16 protein-coding genes are annotated in these 18,530 nt (G+C 45.5%); 7 read left to right on the forward strand and 9 right to left on the reverse strand.

All coding sequences use genetic code 11. From position 1 onward, the window contains the following. Window positions 1–238: 238 nt before the first annotated feature. Both QUA54_RS26090 and mutL read left to right on the forward strand, forming a co-directional pair. The gene (locus QUA54_RS26090; protein ID WP_333417007.1) at window positions 239–1,348 is read left to right on the forward strand and encodes an ATP-binding protein; all 1,110 of its coding nucleotides are present in this window, start codon (window positions 239–241) and stop codon (window positions 1,346–1,348) included. Between the two features lie 182 nt (window positions 1,349–1,530). Beyond that, a complete protein-coding gene (gene mutL / locus QUA54_RS26095) occupies window positions 1,531–3,408 on the forward strand; it encodes a DNA mismatch repair endonuclease MutL (protein ID WP_333417009.1) in 1,878 nt (625 codons plus the stop codon). Between the two features lie 99 nt (window positions 3,409–3,507). Here mutL and QUA54_RS26100 read toward each other — a convergent pair whose 3' ends face one another. Continuing rightward, entirely contained in the window at window positions 3,508–3,765 is a 258-nt protein-coding gene (locus QUA54_RS26100; RefSeq protein ID WP_333417011.1) for a hypothetical protein, read from the reverse strand. Between the two features lie 44 nt (window positions 3,766–3,809). Here QUA54_RS26100 and QUA54_RS26105 point away from each other — a divergent pair, with 44 nt between their 5' ends. Both QUA54_RS26105 and QUA54_RS26110 read left to right on the forward strand, forming a co-directional pair. Continuing rightward, window positions 3,810–4,640: a transglutaminase family protein gene (locus tag QUA54_RS26105; RefSeq protein WP_333417012.1), complete on the forward strand. Its 831-nt coding sequence runs from the start codon at window positions 3,810–3,812 to the stop codon at window positions 4,638–4,640. A 287-nt stretch (window positions 4,641–4,927) separates the two neighbouring features. Further along, window positions 4,928–5,614 (forward strand): alpha/beta hydrolase, encoded by a 687-nt coding sequence (locus QUA54_RS26110; protein WP_333417014.1) that lies wholly within the window; start codon window positions 4,928–4,930, stop codon window positions 5,612–5,614. A 101-nt stretch (window positions 5,615–5,715) separates the two neighbouring features. Here QUA54_RS26110 and QUA54_RS26115 read toward each other — a convergent pair whose 3' ends face one another. Beyond that, window positions 5,716–6,180: an SRPBCC family protein gene (locus tag QUA54_RS26115; RefSeq protein ID WP_172192329.1), complete on the reverse strand. Its 465-nt coding sequence runs from the start codon at window positions 6,178–6,180 to the stop codon at window positions 5,716–5,718. Window positions 6,181–6,328: 148 nt separating this feature from the next. Between QUA54_RS26115 and QUA54_RS26120 the strand changes: the two genes are divergently transcribed. Both QUA54_RS26120 and QUA54_RS26125 read left to right on the forward strand, forming a co-directional pair. Continuing rightward, on the forward strand, window positions 6,329–7,546 hold the full coding sequence (locus QUA54_RS26120; RefSeq protein ID WP_333417016.1) for a transposase: 1,218 nt from the start codon (window positions 6,329–6,331) through the stop codon (window positions 7,544–7,546). 84 nt (window positions 7,547–7,630) lie between these two features. Next, window positions 7,631–9,313, forward strand: a complete 1,683-nt coding sequence (locus QUA54_RS26125; RefSeq protein WP_333417018.1) for a mechanosensitive ion channel — start codon at window positions 7,631–7,633, stop codon at window positions 9,311–9,313. A gap of 118 nt (window positions 9,314–9,431) precedes the next feature. On the opposite strand, the gene QUA54_RS26130 is transcribed toward QUA54_RS26125, so the two are convergent. The 4 genes from QUA54_RS26130 to QUA54_RS26145 form a co-directional block, all read right to left on the reverse strand. After that, entirely contained in the window at window positions 9,432–12,074 is a 2,643-nt protein-coding gene (locus tag QUA54_RS26130) for a polynucleotide kinase-phosphatase (RefSeq protein ID WP_333417020.1), read from the reverse strand. A gap of 70 nt (window positions 12,075–12,144) precedes the next feature. Continuing rightward, the gene (locus tag QUA54_RS26135) at window positions 12,145–12,402 is read right to left on the reverse strand and encodes an AbrB/MazE/SpoVT family DNA-binding domain-containing protein (protein WP_333417022.1); all 258 of its coding nucleotides are present in this window, start codon (window positions 12,400–12,402) and stop codon (window positions 12,145–12,147) included. Window positions 12,403–12,468: 66 nt separating this feature from the next. Next, window positions 12,469–13,863, reverse strand: coding sequence for a 3' terminal RNA ribose 2'-O-methyltransferase Hen1 (locus QUA54_RS26140; RefSeq protein WP_333417024.1), 1,395 nt, complete (start codon window positions 13,861–13,863; stop codon window positions 12,469–12,471). A gap of 138 nt (window positions 13,864–14,001) precedes the next feature. Beyond that, window positions 14,002–15,474: a GTP-binding protein gene (locus tag QUA54_RS26145; protein WP_333417025.1), complete on the reverse strand. Its 1,473-nt coding sequence runs from the start codon at window positions 15,472–15,474 to the stop codon at window positions 14,002–14,004. A 212-nt stretch (window positions 15,475–15,686) separates the two neighbouring features. On the opposite strand from QUA54_RS26145, the gene QUA54_RS26150 reads away from it, so the two are divergent. Beyond that, window positions 15,687–16,517: a CPBP family intramembrane glutamic endopeptidase gene (locus QUA54_RS26150; protein WP_333417027.1), complete on the forward strand. Its 831-nt coding sequence runs from the start codon at window positions 15,687–15,689 to the stop codon at window positions 16,515–16,517. Between the two features lie 118 nt (window positions 16,518–16,635). Here QUA54_RS26150 and QUA54_RS26155 read toward each other — a convergent pair whose 3' ends face one another. The 3 genes from QUA54_RS26155 to QUA54_RS26165 all read right to left on the reverse strand — a co-directional run bounded on the left by QUA54_RS26155 (window position 16,636) and on the right by QUA54_RS26165 (window position 18,433). Beyond that, window positions 16,636–17,013, reverse strand: coding sequence for a HEPN domain-containing protein (locus tag QUA54_RS26155; protein WP_190659296.1), 378 nt, complete (start codon window positions 17,011–17,013; stop codon window positions 16,636–16,638). Beyond that, the gene (locus QUA54_RS26160) at window positions 17,003–17,467 is read right to left on the reverse strand and encodes a hypothetical protein (RefSeq protein ID WP_333417030.1); all 465 of its coding nucleotides are present in this window, start codon (window positions 17,465–17,467) and stop codon (window positions 17,003–17,005) included. The genes QUA54_RS26155 and QUA54_RS26160 overlap by 11 nt, the downstream gene beginning before the upstream one ends. A 171-nt stretch (window positions 17,468–17,638) precedes the next feature. Next, a complete protein-coding gene (locus QUA54_RS26165) occupies window positions 17,639–18,433 on the reverse strand; it encodes a formylglycine-generating enzyme family protein (protein WP_333417032.1) in 795 nt (264 codons plus the stop codon). Window positions 18,434–18,530: the final 97 nt, after the last annotated feature.

An 18,530-nucleotide genomic window follows, 5' to 3' on the forward strand; every position in this document is an offset into this window, starting at 1 on the left:
ATCTGAAAAATTGTACAATATTTATGTATTTTAGTCAATAAACTGATAATTTTGGTGAGATTGCTGGTGCTGCTATGCTAGTCTGGCTCTGCATCCCGACCCAGATCCTTGCGTCCAAGCCTGGGATGTCAGAAAATAGAGGCAGATTAAAGCAGCATTGTATTTTATTAACGCACCGATCCCGATCTGCGAAAATAGAAGAAAGAAACTGTTTAAATTAAGCCTTAGGTATTTTCACATGGATCTGGCATCTCATCGATTTATGTCTTATTTTGAACCAGAGGAAGCTGCTCACCTTTGCCAAATAGCTGTTGTGGAGAGTTTTGCTGAGGAAACACTGGTTTTTGAAGAAGGAGAAACAGCAGATTTTTTATATCTAGTTTTAGAAGGTGAAGTCGAGTTTAGCAAGCGGATTGAAAACAAAAAATATCAAACTGTTGCTATCGCTAAGCCCGACGATTATTTTGGCGAACTCGGAGTTTTAGACGGTGAGCCTCGCAGTGCTAGAGCTGTGGCAGTTAGCGGATCGACTTTGGCAAAAATAGGTCGGGAAGAACTGATAGCAACTCTCCAGTTTGCTAAAGGCAGTGCGGTACTGAAAATGTTTAGTTTCATTACAAAAAATTTGCGTGATACCACGGATCAATATGTTAGCCAGTTCGTACACCGACAAAAAATGGTATTGGTAGGAGAAATGGTGAGCACTATTATTCACGATTTCAAAAATCCTTTTACGGGAATTAAACTTTCCAGCGAAATGCTCAAAGAAATGCACCCGGATGAGGAAACTCAGGAGTGGTGCGAACTTATTCAATTGCAGGTTCAGCGAATGTTGGGAATGGCTGAAGAAGTATTAGAATTTTCGCGCGGCAATGCTGTATTACATAAAAAACCAGTTAATCTAATCCAGACGTTGCAGCAGTTTGAAAGGTTGAACAGAGTTTATTTTGAAGCGGCAAAAGTAGATTTGGTCTTACGGGTGACAGAAGTGATAGTGGAAGCAGACGAAAATAAAATTTTGCGTGTTTTGCAAAATTTAGTTGGGAATGCTGCTGAAGCTTTTGGGGGGCGCGGGGGGCGAGTAGAGATTATTGTGACACAAAGTGAGGAGTGGGCAGAAATTAGCATTTACGATAACGGGCCGGGCATTCCGGAGGCAATTAAGGAAAATTTATTTGAACCTTTTGTGACTTATGGCAAGCGGACGGGTACTGGGTTGGGAACGGCGATTGTTAAGTCAATCGTTGATGCTCACAAAGGGGAAATTACTTATGAGTCTGGGGAGGAAAAAGGAACAACTTTTTACATCCGCTTGCCGAAAATCATGGCTTTAGCAGATCGAGTTTAAGTAGGTAGGCAAATATATACTTAGGACATTCTCACTCAGCCTCAGAGACTTGGTTGATGAGTAGATATCTTGCGATAGAACAATATTTTTCTAAGAAACCAGCTTTGAGAGCGTAAGTCCTAATACTGTGTAGCGATTTGCAGAATCAAGTAGAATGGAATTAACGAAATGCTAAAAATCTGATGCCAGTTACTATTCAAACCTTACCCACAGAAGTTATCGATTTAATTGCCGCAGGCGAAGTGATTGATTCGATCGCCGCAGCGGTACGAGAATTAGTTGAAAATTCTCTGGATGCTGGCGCAACTCGCATCGTTGTTTCTGTCTGGCCGGAACAGTGGCGGGTGCAAGTTGCAGATAATGGTACGGGAATGGATTTGGAAAATTTACAGCAGGCTGCTTCGCCTCACAGTACGAGCAAAATTACCACTGAAGCAGACCTTTACAAAATTGCTACTTTGGGATTTCGCGGGGAAGCTTTGCACAGTTTGGCTCAGTTGGGCTGTTTGGAGGTTTTGAGCCGATCGAATGATTTGGGATTGGGGGATTTTTCGGAAAATCGAGAGTCGGCACAAACCCCCGCCAAATCATCCTTTAACAAGGGGGGAATTGAAAATGCTCGATCGGGCTGGCGGGTAGTTTACAACAACGCGGGCGTTGCTGTGGAGGTGGCAACAGCGGCGATCGCTCCGGGTACGGTGGTGACTGTTGATAATTTGTTTGGCAATTGGCCTGTGCGCCGCAGTTTTTTGTCGCCTACACAGCAAATGCGATCGATCCAATCAATCATTCAGCAAATTGCTATTTGTCACCCGCAGGTTAATTGGCAGTTGCGTCAAGGAAATATCCCTTGTTTGCACGTAACTCCTGGTAGCACAGCGGAACAACTTTTACCTCAATTCGTGCGCGGTGTGCGAGCGAGCGATTTGCAGTATTTAAAGTTAGATTTGCCTGCCAGTCCTGCAAATAATAAAGCAGCAAATTTATTGGTAGAAACTCAACTTGTTGCAGCTACAGTTAAGCCCAATTACCAATTACCCGTTGCCAGTTCCCAATTCCCAATGCCCAATTCCCAGCGTTTGGAGTTAGTAATTGGTTTGCCCGATCGCTGTCACCGCAGGCGACCGGATTGGGTAAAAGTTGGGGTAAATCGGCGAGTGGTGCGATCGCCCGAATTAGAGCAAACTATTCTCAGCGCCTTTGCCCGCACTTGTCCGCGCGATCGCTATCCAGTCTGTTTTGTTCACCTGCAAATCTCCCCCTCGGAAATCGACTGGAACCGCCATCCGGCTAAGGTGGAAATTTATCTGCACGATCCGAGTTTTTGGCAAGAACAAATTAGCGAGGCAATTGCTCGCGCTTTGCACCTGAATGATGAGGTTTTGCCTGCTGCCCCAATTCCCGAACGAGTGGGAAAATTGCTGAAGGCATCGGAACAAAAAAGTGCTTACAGTGTCGGGATTTCGGCTAAGCAGAATGATGACGGCGGCGCAGAGGAAAAAGCTAATAAAATAGGATTGATGGAGTTGAGGGCGATCGCTCAAATTCACAATACTTACATTGTTGCGGAACATTCCAGCGGAATGTGGTTGATAGAACAGCACATCGCTCACGAGCGCGTTTTGTACGAGCAATTGTGCGCGGCTTGGCAGCTAAAATGTCTAGAAAAACCAGTGATTCTCAGTCAGTTATCGGCGCTGCAAATTGAGAATTTATCCCGCTTGGGTTTGGAAGTAGAAACTTTTGGCGAACAGCTATGGGCCGCCCGCGAAGTTCCTGAATTGTTAGCCGAGCGAGATGACTGTGCGGATGCGCTTTTTGAACTCAGTAAAGTAGCAGATTTGCAAGCGGCTCAAGTTGCGACTGCTTGCCGCAGTGCTATGAAAAACGGTACTCCTTTAAATCTTTTGCAAATGCAGAATTTGTTGGATGAATGGCAGCAAACTCGCAATCCGCGCACTTGTCCTCACGGCCGCCCTATCTATTTTGCTTTGGAAGAATCGACTTTGGCTCGGATTTTTCGCCGCAGTTGGGTGATTGGCAAAAGTCACGGGATTTAAAAGTTATTTTGACATCGGATGGCGTTCTCTTCAGTCTGGCTCGATTGAAAAAAATCGTGAAGCTTTATTAAAAATAGTGGCTGATTTAGATACAAAAACTTAGAATATATTAAAATTTAAATAATTTACTGTTTTTAATATCTTTTGGGCAACAGGCTTTCTGGCCTGTTCCACAAGAAGAAATTCCTGTATTACCATAAAAAATTTAATCATACTACAAAAAGCTGCAACAGGCAAGATGCCTGTTCCACAAGAACAAGTACCTGTTTTACCATACAAAAGGTTAATTATTATACTACAAAAAATGCCGTTTACCCGAATAATCTTTGTTGTGGAACAGGCATCTTGCCTGTTCATGATATTAGTCCCAAAAGTAAATTAAAAATAAATCAATAATAAATATGGATTTTCCGATCGCCCGACAACTATTTTATCGAGAAATAAATCAGCCTGATGGCTCGATTGACCTGGCGAAAGCTGCCCTTTACATAGCTTTGGAAGAATACCCCAATTTGGAACCCGAAGAGTATCTAAACGCTCTCGACACGATCGCAGATGAAGTTCGCGATCGCCTGCCGGCACAGAATTATCCGCTGCGGATAATTCAAACTATTAACGCCTATTTATACGGGGAGTTGCAGTTTGCGGGCAATGATGCTGATTATTACGACCCCCGCAATAGCTTTTTGAATGAAGTGATCGATCGGCGTACTGGCATTCCGATCTCTTTATCTTTGGTTTATTTGGAAGTTGCTAAACGCATTGATTTTCCGATGGTCGGAATTGGGATGCCGGGACATTTTTTAATTAGACCGGATTTTGAAGATGCTGGTATTTTTGTTGATGCGTTTAACGGCGGGGAAATATTATTTCCTGAAGATTGTCAAGCCAGACTTTCTCAAATTTACGGTCAACCGATGGAGTTGCAGCCGGCTTTTCTAGCCCCGATCGGTCGCCGGCATTTGTTGGGGCGAATGCTGGGAAATTTGAAGGCGATTTACTTGCAGCAGCGAGATGCTGTGAGGGTACTCTTGGCGATCGAACGGATTTTGCTGCTGTTTCCCGATGCGGCGGGGGAACGGCGCGATCGCGGAATTCTGTACTATCAAGTTGGCCGCTTGGCTGAGGCGCGCCACGATTTGCAACTCTACCTGAGAAATGCTCCGAATGCTGAGGATGCTGCTAGAATTCGCCAATTGCTCGATCGGCTCGACCGGGATATGTTAACTTAAATTCGCTATATGTCGCACACTATAAGATGTGAAAGCGACACTCAATAAACTGCTGCTCGACGGCAAAATGTCGCTTTTATAAGTTTTGCAAAGCTAGATAAAATTATCGCCAGTATGCCTCTAACATATAAGCGATCGATTGACACCTATCTTTTGATAGGTTAAATTTGCTTGACATGACTGTAAAATCATAGGTCATTTACGGAGTTCCCGAGTCCACTTTCCCGACTGATACCCGCACAGACGATCGATCGAAAAAGTATTTTGACGTAAAGAGGCACAAACCCATGAACTTTCAGTTTCAACAAGGTTATCTCAACGGAATGCAAGCGCTGTCAGCCCATTTAACCAAAAGAATGTCAAAGTCTTTATCATTAGGTTTGGCGCTTTTGCTGGGAACAAGTGCAGTATTCCTGAGCAGCGACAAAGCCTTTGCATTAGACAATGTTACCGTAAAATACGGTGCTGTTGACGTAACATTACCGATAAGCGACTTGCAAAGCTTGGCACAAACTGGGAAAGCATCATCTCAACTGCAAAGCGTTCTGAGTCTTGCGAAACAAACTCCAGAGTCGATGCGCGAAATATTAACGCGAGAAGTGCCTTTAGATTCCCAATTAGTAGCGCGGCTGGCAAATACTTATTTTGGAGACATTGTTTTTAAACAATTGGGCGAGGTTGCTTATACGCCTGCCACTCGTCTTCAAAGCGCGCCGGCACTGCGCGATGCTTTAGTCGCAGCTTCCAAAGATGGCAAAATATCGCTGCTGGAAGTGATGCAAAGTTACAGCCCTGCGGCCTTAGAAGTTGACGGCAATCAAGCTATGGCTATCTACGAGCGAGTGATTAAAGACGTGCAAGATTTGCAAGCTTTGTATCAGAATTCCCCGGCTTTGCAAAATACCGCCGGCCAAGCGGTGAATTCCGCCAGACAAATGATTTGTCAGCCCAGTCCCTCGGGAAGTACAAAGTAAATAACTGAAGTTGCAGGTAATTGGTAATTGGGAACTGCTGCTTTTTTTCCCTATTAGCTCTCGTTTTCAGCTATTACCAATTACCAATTCCCAATTCCCAATTACCAATTACCCATTTTTTGAGATAATTGCTCAGCTACCCGTTTGAGTCGGCGGAGTTGGTCTTTCATATCTTTCTGCGTCCAAGGGGCTGCAAAGCGATTGAAACCAAATCTAATTAAAGGATTGGGAATTTGAAATTCAAAGCGGTTAATCAACAGAGTTCCTTGGATTTGGGGTTGGCATTCCCAGCGATCGCATCCTTTGAAAAATCCGTCAAACCCCCACACAATTAAACCGGGTTGTCGCTCCAACACCACACTCTCTAAAGTGGGTTGCAAAACGGGAATTTTTATGGTAAATAAGCTGCGACTTCCTACAGCAGTATCCCATTCGCCCTCGGGATCGCAGCGCAGCAGGGGATTAAGCCACTTGTGCATTAAAGTGCGATCGACTATACACTGCTCCACCACAGTAGCAGCAGCGCTAATTTCAATGGATTGCTCGAAAACTTGACGAATTGACATGAGAACCTGCAACAAGGAGGGTATTACAAAACTTTGGTTACTTTAATAGTCCTTTATTTACTTGTAACGTCAATTTTTCCAGAAATTAAAAGATTGACACACTCATAAATACAGTGTATCATCTTGAATTAAAGTATATATACCGATTATGCAGTTAGTCGAAAGGCACGTCATTAAACCAAATCATAGGTTTTATCGAGAAGCCGATCGACTTTCTTGGCTGTGCAAAAATCTTTACAACAGCGCTAACTACATCTACCGTCAAAACTTTTTCGCCAGCCAACAAACAAACGCTCTGGCTGTTTATCACGCGCTCAAAACAAGTCCTGACTACAAAGCACTGCCCGCAAAAGTAGCACAAAGCACGCTCGGCTTAGTCCTCAAAGCATGGACTAGCTATTATCTGGCGGTGCGAAACTATCAGGAAGACCCAACTAAATTTAAAGTCGCACCTAAAATACCTCATTATAAAGGTTCAAGAGAGCGAAAAAGAGAGGACGGGCGCTATGTAGTTGTATTTAATTGTCAAGCTGTCAGCAAAAGAGCCTTAAAACAAGGATATGCTCGTCCCTCTGGGACTAATATTTGGTTGCCCTCAAAAGTTACCTCGATTTTGGAAATCCGGATTGTTCCCAAGGTAGGTTGTTATGTTGTCGAGGTGGTATATGAAAAGTTAGAACAGCCTTTACAAGTTAATCAGAGAGTAGCTGCCATAGATTTAGGATTAAACAATCTGGCAACATTAACCTACAATGTTCCTGGGTTAGTACCGACAATCTACGACGGACGGGCTGTTAAGTCAACCAACCAATACTGCAATCAAGTTTCCGAAGCATTGAAATCATTGCTACCCGCAGGGCAAAAAAACAGTAAAAAACTTGCCAAATTGTGGCACAAGCGTAACTGTAAAGTGGATTACTACCTCCACACGGCGAGTTCCGCAATTATTAAAGAACTCGTCAATCGTCAAATTGGCTTGCTGGTTATAGGCTGGAACCATGATTTTAAAGATGGGATTCATACTGGCAAGGTTAACAATCAAAATTTTGCCTGCATTCCCCATGCCAGGTTCGTGCAAATGTTGCAGTACAAAGGAAAACTTGCGGGAATAAAAGTTGTGTTAGTAGAGGAGAATTACACATCCAAATGTTCAGCATTGGATTGGGAACCAATTCAAAAACATTCCGACTACATGGGCAGTAGGGTAAAAAGAGGATTGTTCAGAACCCAAACTGGACGCTTCATAAATGCCGATGTCAACGGTTCTTTGAATATTGGCAGAAAAGCAGTCGGAGATGGGTTTATCCCTAATTCGATAGAGGGTTTTGTAGTTAACCCAGTACGATTAAAAGCGTACAAACATTAAATTTAGGCGATGTCTAGATTTTGTGTAACTATTATTAAAGTTTCGTCTTTTCCATGTCAAATATGACGTTAACCTGAGAAAAAAATGAATGAAACTTGGCAAGAAATAACTCAACCGATATCGGGGCCAATAGCGGCTTTGTCCGATCGCATTTTGGCCCAGGCCCCGCCCCCCCCGAATCCGCTGACAGATGCCGAACGCGGAATTAACAATTTCATTCAGGGCTCAAACATTGAAAATCTGATCTGGGCCGTCGGTATCCTGCTAGTTGGCTTGATAGTATCAGCCCTCGTCTCATCTGTAGTCGGAGGATTGCTCAAGAAGACTACGATCGACAACCGACTGGCTGCTTGGATTACCGGTCGCCCGGAAGGAGCAGGATCTCCGCAAGTGGAAAAATGGATTTCTGCAGCGGTGTTCTGGATCATTTTTGTCTTTTTCCTAGTTGCGTTTTTCAACCGCCTAAATCTAACGGCTGTCTCGCAACCCCTCAATACTTTTCTCAATCAAATAGCTAATTTCTTGCCGAAGTTAGCCGGCGCGCTAATTTGGTTGGGGATTGCTTGGGTGTTGGCGACAGTCGCCAAATTGGCAGTATCGCGGGTGATGCGGACTTTTAGCGTGGACGAGCGCTTGAATCAGGAGGTGGGCACTGCGCCCAGGGAGCGCCCTTTGCTGCTGAGCGATACTGTGGCGAATGCGCTGTACTGGTTCATTTTTCTGCTATTTTTGCCGCTGATTCTGGAAGCGCTGCAATTGCAGCAGGCTCTGCTGCCGGTTAATAATTTGCTCAACCAAATTCTGGCGGCAATTCCGAAAATTCTGGAAGCTGTGCTGATTGGGTTTGTGGGCTGGCTGCTGGCTGTGGTGGTGCGGCGGATTGTCACGAATCTGTTGGCTGCTGCTGGGACGGACGGTTTGGGCGCTCGGTTTGGAATTTCGCGGACTGCGGGCGGACAATCGCTGTCGTGGATTGTCGGGACGATAGTCTATGTTTTGATTTTGATTCCAACGGCGATCGCAGCTCTCAACGCTTTGGACATTCAGGCGATTTCGCAGCCTGCAGTCGCGATGCTCAACGACATTTTGGGCGCGGTTCCTAAAATCTTCACCGCAGCGCTGATTCTGGCGGTTGCTTACATTTTGGGGCGCTGGGTAGGCGATTTGGTTACTAATATCCTGACCGGAATTGGCTTTAACAATGTCTTTTCTTGGTTGGGAGTGCAGCCGCCGCCGAAACAGCGGCTGCGGCTACCGCCAAATTCGATCGATCCGGAGGCAACGATTCTTCAGGAACCGGAACTTCCGGCCCGCACGCCTTCGGAATTTGTCGGCATTGTGGTGCAGGTGGGCATCATGCTTTTTGCTGTGGTGGCTGCTACCGACGTACTACAAATTCCAGCGCTGACGGCGATTGTTAGCGGTATTGTGCTGGTTGCAGGCCGGGTGCTAGCCGGTTTGGTGGTATTTGCGATCGGCTTGTATTTGGCGAATCTGGCGTTTAGTTTGATTGCCAGTTCTGGAACTCGCCAAGCGCGGCTTTTGGGCCAAACGGCTCGGATCGCGATTATTGCTTTTGTTGCGGCCTTGGCGCTGCAACAGATGGGCATTGGCAGTGATATTGTGAATTTGGCTTTCGGGCTGCTGCTCGGGGCGATCGCAGTTGGCATTGCTCTAGCTTTTGGTTTGGGCGGGCGCGAGATTGCGGCCGACCAAATTCGCGAATGGTTAGCGTCGTTTAAACAAGATAAAACGCCGCGTTTGTAACTCTATAAAAAGGCGTTTGTCAAGTACAAACGCCTTTTTTTTATGCTTAATTTCATTACCGTCAGGCATCTCATCCCCGAAGAAGTGTGATAGGGAGCGTAAGTCCTATGGAATAAATTTACAGCCTCGGATCGACAGGTTCGCTCTCCATCGCTAACACTCCGAAAACGCACTCGTGAACTTGTCTCAATGGAGCACCCGCAACAAATCGCTCCAATGCTTCTATACCGAGAGCAAACTCTCGCAACGCCAAAGAACGCTTGCCCGAAAGTCCGCGCGATCGCAATTTTTCTAAATGTTCCGGCAAAGAATATTCCAGACCGTAAATAATCCGCAAATACTCTTTACCGCGACATTTCACCGCAGGCTGTACGAGTCCTTTGCTATTTTTCACAATAAAATCCATTGGTTTAACAACCATTCCTTCGCCTCCCGCCGCCGTCAGTTTTTCCCACCATTGAATACCTGCCAATTTGCTGTCAAAATCGGCAATTTCAACTATTTTGTATTCAGTAGCTAACAGCAATTCAGGGTCAGCTTTACAAATTTGTGAAATCTGTTCCATGTGCCAACAGTGATTTTTGTCAGTGTGAACAGTTCCCTCGGTTGCCAAGATGTGGAAAGGTGCTAATTTGAGATCCAAGAGCGATTTCACTGGCCAGCAGTAGCGCTGATAGGCCTTAACATAGCGATCGGCTAGTTCGGCTCGCTCTTGATAGCTGGTTAGCAAAGAATTAATTTCAACTCCCCGCTGGTTTGCCTGTTCTAAGTTCTTAATCGCCTCCGCAAACCCGTGACGAGATGCTGTTCCCACGGCGGCGTATTGCTCTTTCAATAAACCTTGAGCTTTGGCTGACCAAGGCATTAATTCGCAGTCCAAACACACCCAATCGGTTTGAAAGTTCTCCCAAAAATTGCTCGCAGTGAGAGCGACATTTACCCGCGCTAAAAATTCTGTTTCTAAGGTAGAATTATCGAAAAAATGCCGTCCCGTGCGGGTGTAGCAAATGCCCATACTCTCGCTGAGAATGCCAAAGCGGCGTAAAGCTGCCGGTGCGTCGCGGCAAACAATCGCAACTGCACGGGAACCCATGTGCTTTTCTTCGCACACAACTGTCGATATGCCCTGCTGTTGGTAGTAGCTAAATGCTTCGGCTGGATGTTCTAAAAGTCCTGGTTCGTTGGAGGTAGCAGCGGGAGACATTGTGGGCGGTAAATAAATCAGCCATTTGGGATTGGCGGCAAATCGACTCATTACTTCTAGGGCTGCGATCGCATTTTCTTCTTTAATCGTAATGTTATTTTGCAGGCGAGTTGAAATAATGCGTTTTCCGAGTACGTCGCTAATGTCCAGTACGTCATCAAACTGCTGTTGGGCGGTTATATTCACTGCCGCCAAACCGCTATTGATAACGGGTGAATTCATGTCTCTACTGTTAAGTGGAGTTGGGCTGTCTTGAAAGGCTATCGGTTTAGCAGGTTCGCAGTAAATTCTAGCAGCAGGAACGCTGACAAATTCTCTTTCGGGATACCGCAAAGCTGTTAGTTTGCCTCCGAAAACGCAGCCCGTGTCAATATCAACAGTATTGTTCAACCATTCTGTTTCTGGAACGGGGGTGTGTCCGTAAACAACCGCTGCCTGACCTCGATATTCGGCGGCCCAATTGTAGCGGACTGGCAAGCCGAATTCATCGATTTCGCCAGTTGTTTCTCCGTACAAGGCGAAATCTCGAATGCGGCGCGATGCGCGTCCCAGAAATTCAGCTTTCATCCCGGCGTGGGCGACGACTAATTTTCCGCCATCGAGGACGTAATGCCCGATCAAACTATCTAAAAATTGGCGAATTTCTCGTACTGCTGATTCGCGCAATTCATCCGGTAAAGCGGCAATTTCTGCTAAGGTTTGTTCGAGTCCGTGGTTGATTTTGACATTTTTGCCGTTGAGTTTTCGCAGCAGTTTGATGTCGTGGTTTCCAGGTACGCACAAAGCTGTTTCTGCGAGTACCATGTTTCGCACGAGTTTGAGGGTGTCGAGAATGCGCGGGCCCCGATCGACCAAATCGCCCAAAAACACGGCTTTACGGCCTTCCGGGTGCGCGTAGGTGGGAAAATTCCCCAAATCGGATTCGCTGGATTTTTCGATAATTTGATAGCCCAACTGTTGCAGCAATTGTTCCAATTCGTCGCAGCAGCCGTGAACGTCGCCGATGATGTCAAAAGGGCCGCTGTCGCCTTTGCGATTGTTCCACAAAGGTTGTCTCTCGACTTCCACCGCGTCGATTTCCTCTGGGGAACGGAGGACGTAAACGTACCGAAATCCTTCCCTATCTAGAGATTTGAGCGATCGCTTTAAATTCTGAATGTGGCGGCGAATTACATGATTTCCGAAATTGCGATCGGGACGCTGTTGGTTGCGATCTGCACACAATTTTTCTGGTAAATCTAGCACAATAGCAACCAAAAAGCAATGATATTTTCGGGCTAATTCCAACAATGATTTGCGACTTTCCGGCTGAACGTTGGTGGCATCAATCACAGTTAGCTTACCTGCAGCCAGACGTTTAGCAGCGATTAAATGCAATACTTCAAAAGCATCAGCGGTGGCCGCTTGATTGTTTTCGTCGTCGGAAACCAGACCGCGGCAGTAATCCGATGAAATGATTTCTGTAGGTAGGAAATGCTGCCGCGCCAAGGTGGATTTGCCGGAACCGGATGCACCGATGAGAACGACTAGGGATAGTTCTGGAAAAGTAATTTTCATTTAATAATATTATTCAGCAAACATCTGTACCAAACTATCTAAAACTGCTTTTTGTTCGTCAGCGCTGATTTTATTGCCACTCAAGCTCCTCCCACTCCGTAGTGGTGACATCATCAAGAAGGACATCATCATGTTGCTCTGCCATTTTTGCGAACGCTTCCTCCCAGCCGAGACGCGGTTTTAGGGCTGCACGAATGACAATCCGATCGCCCTGAACTTCTATTTCTACTGCTTCGCTAATACCAATTTGCTCTAACAAAGATTTGGGAATGCGAATGCCCTGAGAATTGTCAATTTTAACGATCTGGGTTTGAGTAGATTTACTCATAGCTGAAGCCTGCATTTTTCCCAGTTTAACAACATTGTAAGCAGCAACAGACTGCCGATATTATTTTCAATTGGCGAATATTGCCATTTGCGTAGGCGAACCTACTTCTAAATCTTCAGTTCCCACACAACGAAACTCTACCCCACAGCCAAACCGTTCCGCAACCCCATTCGCCCAAGTTTGAAATTCTGCCCTTGTCCATTCAAAGCGGTGATCCCGGTGGCGAAATTTACCCGCCGGCAAGTTTTCAAACCGAACATTATATTCAATATTTGGAGTTGTGACGATCGCACTTTTGGGTCGGATAAATTCAAACAAAACCCGCTCAAAAGCAGCTAAGCGTTCTAAATCCAAATGTTCGATCACTTCAATTACCGCCGCCGCATCAAAACCAGTCAAGCGACTGTCCCGATAAATCAGCGAACTTTGAATTAGTTGAATGCGAGATTGTTTTGCGGGAGACAATCGAGCGATTTGCAATCGTTCCCTGGCAATTTCCAAAGCCCGATAGGACACATCGACGCCTGTAATTTGTTCGATCGAGGTTTCTTTCAAAAGCAATTTCAGCAGTTTTCCCTCACCGCAGCCCAAATCTACCACTCGCTTAGCACCGCTTTGCTTTAAAACCTCCGTCACAGCTTCCAAACGCTCTTGATTCAAGCTAATTCGCTGTTCTAAAACTTCCTCTTCTTGCTGATGAGAAACTTCGAGCTCCTCAGGGTCGATATGATCTTCTTCTGCTAACTGTGCCACAGCAATTCGCGTCAGACGGCGCTGGCGTTTCAGATAGCGGTTGGCAATTTGTTCGCGGGCGGGATGCGCGTTCAACCAACCTTCGCCGTGATGCAATAACTTCTCGATTTCATCATCGCCCACCCAATAATGTTTGTCGTCATCCAACACCGGAATTAGCACGTAAAGATGGCTTAACAAATCCGCCAAACGAAGTGTATTTTGCAGTTCCACAGAAAAGTAAGGACTCGCGCCCCACTCGGGAAATTGCTCGTCAAGAATCAGGGGTTTTGCTGCGACTTGATAGCCAAGCGGCTCAAACATTTGCCGCAGGAACTTCTCGCCACCGCGACAGGGCAAAACCGACAGATTAACTGTCAAAGGAATAGCTGTTTCTGCTAGTTCTGGGCGGTATTTGCAGCGACCGGATAGAGCTGTACCAAAGACTTTGGCGAGGGCGACAGACAGAAAAGAAGAGGCAACGTAGGGGCGATCGTTCACGTATTGTTCGAGGGGGCGATCGCCCGATTTCGACTTGCCCCGCACCAAAGCAACCGGATCGACATCTAACAGTAAAGCTGCCGTGCACCTTTCTGCATTTGCCTCTGGATAAAACACGCTGGCTTGCCCGAAAGTCATAGGAAAGGATTGATGGCGATCGGGATGTTTGTGCAGCAAATAACCTAAATCTGTAGCAGGGACGCGAGTTGTAGATATGGTTAATAACATAATATTAGGAATTGGGCATCGGGCATCGGGCATCGGGCATCGGGCATTGGTAGTTACTTACACATAACAAATAACTACTCACGGTCGATAATTAATCCGTATATCCGTGTCAAAATCCGTGTGGTGCCTTCCTTCTTTTCACTGAAATTTCTGTTTTTCCACACTTCCCAAATCCAACTTAGCCCGCAACTCCTCCTTAATCCGATTTAAAATAGAATCCTCATCCAAAGAAGACAAAATCTTGCTCACCACAGCCTTTGGCCCATCATCTCCCCAAGAAGCACCATTAGCCAAATAAGCCTTAGTAACTTGACCGATACCGTAGGAAGAAACCCCCGCGATCGCAGCTTGCGTCACCGCCACAGACAAATAAGGCCCTAAAGCCAAACCCCCCGTCGCCGGCGTCGCCAAACCCAACAATCCTTTCAACGAGCTCAAACCAAAATTAGCCAACAATTCACCCGCAGTAATTCCCCCCATACTAATCGCAATCTTTTGCAGCAATTCCACCGCCCCCGCTTCCGTCATCGCAATGCCGTAAACTTTAGATAAAGTTAATATCATCACCACATCAATTACCGCACCGCTAAGAATATCAACTACAGTAATTGGATTAAGTGCGATCGCCACAGCTTTAGTCATTACCGCATTCCAGATAATTCGATTAGCCGCGTTATCTCGAATCTCCATTTTTCGCTGCACCAACTGCTCGTTAATATCCCCCGCACAGAGCATCGTATTCAGCGCGACCAAAGATTTGCCTTCTCGGTCTAAAATTTCCAAAATCTTTAATTTTAAATCTTGCACTTGTGGCAAACTCCGAGTCATTTGCACGCCCATACTTCCGTCGGGACGGCGCACCGCCCTCGCCGTCAAAGGCGAAGCCGCCGCCATCACAATTTCATCGGGAGACAACAATTCTCTCACCCGGTCGTCTCGAATTTTATGATAAATTGCTAGCCTGTCTGCATCAGGATACTGGTCAATTTTATTAAACACTAATAACATCGGTTTTCCGGCTTCCCGCAACTGCGAAAGTGCTGCGTATTCCACCTTCGTAATGTCGCCAGCCACCACAAACAAAATCAAATCTGCTTGTTGAGCAACGCGGCGGGCTAAAAGTTCGCGAGTTTCGCCGTCAACTTCATCTATTCCCGGAGTATCGACTAATTCAACTTGCGACAAACGGTAAATAACTGGCGAAAGTCGTAGCGTAGCGGGGCGTAAGCCATCGGGCAAATTCTCATCAATTCCCTCTCCGACATCCCACTGGCCAATAGTCGTCGTGCGAGTCACCCCGTGAGTCGGGCCTGTTTCAAACACATTTTGACCCAAAAGCGCGTTCAAAACCGAAGATTTTCCCCTTCCCACCATCCCAAACACAGCTATTTGCACGCAAGCGCGCTCTAGCTTGTCGAGCATTTTCTCCAACCCGCCAATTTCCGGTTCCAGTCCAGTTCGCTCTTGAACTGTCAAGTCGAGATTTTCTACTATATCTCGCAGAGCATCTTTAGCGTGGCGCAGGTTGAGTTCTGCCTGAATGTCTGCGAAGCTTAAAATTGTGTCATCTAATTCTCGATCGACATTTGAAAAATCCGAGGCTTCAGTCATTGTTACCTGATGTTATAGCTTTGCTTCACTTAAAGTTTCAACCGATACCATGCCATTCTAGCTTTTTCCGTCTGCTTTGTACATTAGGGGTACGGCAATGGTGTGTTTAGAATCCGGGTAGGGACACAGCAATGCTGTGTCCTAATCCTGGTAAGGACACAGCATTGCTGTGTCCCTACAGATATCATGTAAAACCTGTTTAATTTACAACAATGATTAACCGCCTCCAAATAATAGCCAGTTATCCATTTCCTTTACGTGTAATAATTTTCCTATTAATCTTGCTAGCAATTTGGCTACCGCTAGCAGCACCAATTTATCTCTTAGTTAAAGATAGTAACCTAGCAACTATTCTGACAATGGGATTGTTGTTTAGTGAGTTTCTGTTCCTAGTGCCGCGCTGGGGAAAACAGGTTTACGGACAAACCCAATTACTCAAAAGTTACGGTTTAATCAATACGCGAAAAAACGGTTTTGAGCTTTTAATCGGATTGGCGATCGGGCTTTTGCTCACTTTCAGCTTATTTGCGGTGCAAGGGCTGTTCGGCTTAGTCGCGTGGCAAAATTCAGATAATTTGCCGAGAATCATCGCAGAAGGGCTGTTAAGCGCCCTTGGAGTCGGTTTTGCCGAGGAGTTGGTATTCCGTGGTTGGTTGCTGGACGAGTTGCAGCGCGATTACAATTATAAAATATCTCTGTGGGCGAATAGCCTGGTGTTTGCCCTATCTCATTTTCTCAAACCTGTTGCCGCAATGCTGCGGAGTTGGCCGCAGTTTCCGGGGTTGTTGCTGCTGGGTTTGATATTGGTTTGGGGAAAAAGATCGCGCCAAAATCGCCTCGGTTTGTCGATCGGGCTTCATGCAGGTTTAATCTGGGGATATTACATCATTAACATCGGGCAGTTAGTGCGATATTCGGGTTCTGTACCCAACTGGGTTACAGGAGTTAACGGCAATCCGCTAGCTGGGGCGATCGGGCTGTTGTTTTTGAGTGTATTGGCTTTGGGAATGCGAAAAATGTCCGAACATTCCAAAGGTTTGTAATATATCCATCAGGTGCGTCGCTATGAGATTGTTGGTATTTAGTTAGGAATTTATCGCAGGCGACACACCCTACAACTACTGCTGTTTTAGCAAAGGCATTATCAGATTAAATTGATATTTAGAGATTATTTAGGTTATAAATTATTTCTTGAGAACGCTTTATCGCAATAGTAGCAATCGCAGATAATAAGGGAAAATTATCGTCATAGTCTGCTTGATTTCGATATCGGCGCAACACTGCTAAATTATCGGCGATTAATTGATATCTTGAGTCAGGATTAATATCAAATTCTTGCCAAACATAGCGGTGAATATCGCTAGTTTTTGGCAGGGAATGACCTTGTTTATCTCGCAAATAGTTCCGCGCTAAGATAAAAGCAGCATAATAGGAACGACTGATAGCATCCCTCAATCGCGCCTCCTGTTCAGCAGGAATAGTTGCTTGACCAGCAAGTTCTTTTGCTAAATTTAGGTATTGCGACCAATCAAAACTCATCAGTATATTCCAAAATCGTATAAAAATGCTCCCGAATTTCATGGAATAATCCCCGAGACCAATTTTTACGCAATTCATCTTCTCTATCCATTGCTTCATCGGGATCGAGGTCTGTCAAGATGATTGAGAGAACCAGATGAACATAGTTAGGAATTTCCGGGTCATTGATGACTTGAAGTAATAGTTTTTGTTCGGGGAAATAATTGCTAATTTGAACGGGTGCTTCTAGCACAACGGGAAGTAAAAATGGATTTTTGTTAATAAAGTCAATGACTTCTGTCTTGTCTCGGAAAATGTAGGATTTTTCTAGGGTTTCGATGTCTGATTGGGAAATGAGGAAAGGCGCGACTCTTGGTGCTGATATCTTGTCTAAAATTAAGGATGCTATGGCATTTTGTTCTGCTTCGGGTAGTTGAGAGACGGTGGCAAAAGTTTCTGCTAATAGGTTATTCATTTTGTAAATTTCCTATGCGACTATTCGTGAGAAAAATCAATATTTCTAATTATAATCTGTTGTGCGGTGAATCTGAAAAAAAATATTTTTAGCGCTACGCGCGAGAGGGAAAAAGAAGAAGAGTAAAGGGAAAAAGAGCAAAAGAGCAAAGAAGAGTCCTCGCCGGGAAAACTAGGACGAGGAAGAAACCGACGCTACCGCCACGCGAAAACCCCCGAGCCTCCACCTGGAGTCCGCCGAGCCGTAGAAACGAACGGCACTACGGCAATCGACTGCAAAGTAGTTCCAGGAACCATCACGCTGCACTCGGCTATCATCTGTACCTGTTTCCCAAGAAGTTCCGTCTGTTGGTGCGCCATTGTAGTTAGAATGATAGCGATCGCTGCACCATTCCCAAACATTTCCGTGCATATCGTATAAACCAAAGGCATTCGGCGGAAAACTCCCTACATCCGTTGTTTTGGCGCGGTCAAGTCCCTTGGATGCAGCACCGTAGGGATAATTGCCGTTATAATTAACTAAATCTGGGGTAATGGTTTCACCAAAATAGAACGGTGTTGTAGTTCCGGCGCGACAAGCATATTCCCATTCTGCTTCGGAAGGTAAGCGATAATTCTTCCCTGTTTTTTGAGAAAGTTTCTGACAGAATTGCACAGCGTCATTCCAGCTTACTTGTTCTACAGGAAGTTTCGCACCTTTGAAGTAAGAAGGGTTATTTCCCATCACTGCTTCCCATTGTTCTTGAGTGACTTCATATTTTCCCATAAAAAAACTGGTGACATTAACAGTATGCTGCGGCTCTTCGTCGTTACTTCGTCCTGCTTGGGTATTGAGGGAACCCATGACGAAACTGCCCCCAGGAATTGCCATCATCTCTAAAGTAATGCCATTGGCGATAGTTTCTGTAAAAACCTGTGCTTGACTTTGGCTGCGCTTGGTGATTTCTCCCGTTGAATTCACTGTCACCGTTTCAAATTGAACTGTTTTTAGGAATGAAAATTTAATAACTTCACTATTTACTCAATTGTCGGAACAGCACGGTAATTCCATTTTGGCAAATATT

This window comes from Microcoleus sp. MOSTC5, from assembly GCF_036701825.1.
GTDB classification, from domain to species: domain Bacteria; phylum Cyanobacteriota; class Cyanobacteriia; order Cyanobacteriales; family Microcoleaceae; genus Microcoleus; species Microcoleus asticus.

Coding starts and splice junctions, on each gene's coding strand:
- QUA54_RS26120 (WP_333417016.1), top strand. CDS start 6,329: ATGCAGTTAGTCGAAAGGCACGTCATTAAACCAAATCATAGGTTTTAT.
- QUA54_RS26160 (WP_333417030.1), bottom strand. CDS start 17,467: ATGAATAACCTATTAGCAGAAACTTTTGCCACCGTCTCTCAACTACCC.
- QUA54_RS26110 (WP_333417014.1), top strand. CDS start 4,928: ATGAACTTTCAGTTTCAACAAGGTTATCTCAACGGAATGCAAGCGCTG.
- QUA54_RS26155 (WP_190659296.1), bottom strand. CDS start 17,013: ATGAGTTTTGATTGGTCGCAATACCTAAATTTAGCAAAAGAACTTGCT.
- mutL (WP_333417009.1), top strand. CDS start 1,531: ATGCCAGTTACTATTCAAACCTTACCCACAGAAGTTATCGATTTAATT.
- QUA54_RS26150 (WP_333417027.1), top strand. CDS start 15,687: ATGATTAACCGCCTCCAAATAATAGCCAGTTATCCATTTCCTTTACGT.
- QUA54_RS26135 (WP_333417022.1), bottom strand. CDS start 12,402: ATGAGTAAATCTACTCAAACCCAGATCGTTAAAATTGACAATTCTCAG.
- QUA54_RS26145 (WP_333417025.1), bottom strand. CDS start 15,474: ATGACTGAAGCCTCGGATTTTTCAAATGTCGATCGAGAATTAGATGAC.
- QUA54_RS26140 (WP_333417024.1), bottom strand. CDS start 13,863: ATGTTATTAACCATATCTACAACTCGCGTCCCTGCTACAGATTTAGGT.
- QUA54_RS26100 (WP_333417011.1), bottom strand. CDS start 3,765: ATGAACAGGCAAGATGCCTGTTCCACAACAAAGATTATTCGGGTAAAC.
- QUA54_RS26115 (WP_172192329.1), bottom strand. CDS start 6,180: ATGTCAATTCGTCAAGTTTTCGAGCAATCCATTGAAATTAGCGCTGCT.
- QUA54_RS26125 (WP_333417018.1), top strand. CDS start 7,631: ATGAATGAAACTTGGCAAGAAATAACTCAACCGATATCGGGGCCAATA.
- QUA54_RS26090 (WP_333417007.1), top strand. CDS start 239: ATGGATCTGGCATCTCATCGATTTATGTCTTATTTTGAACCAGAGGAA.
- QUA54_RS26105 (WP_333417012.1), top strand. CDS start 3,810: ATGGATTTTCCGATCGCCCGACAACTATTTTATCGAGAAATAAATCAG.
- QUA54_RS26130 (WP_333417020.1), bottom strand. CDS start 12,074: ATGAAAATTACTTTTCCAGAACTATCCCTAGTCGTTCTCATCGGTGCA.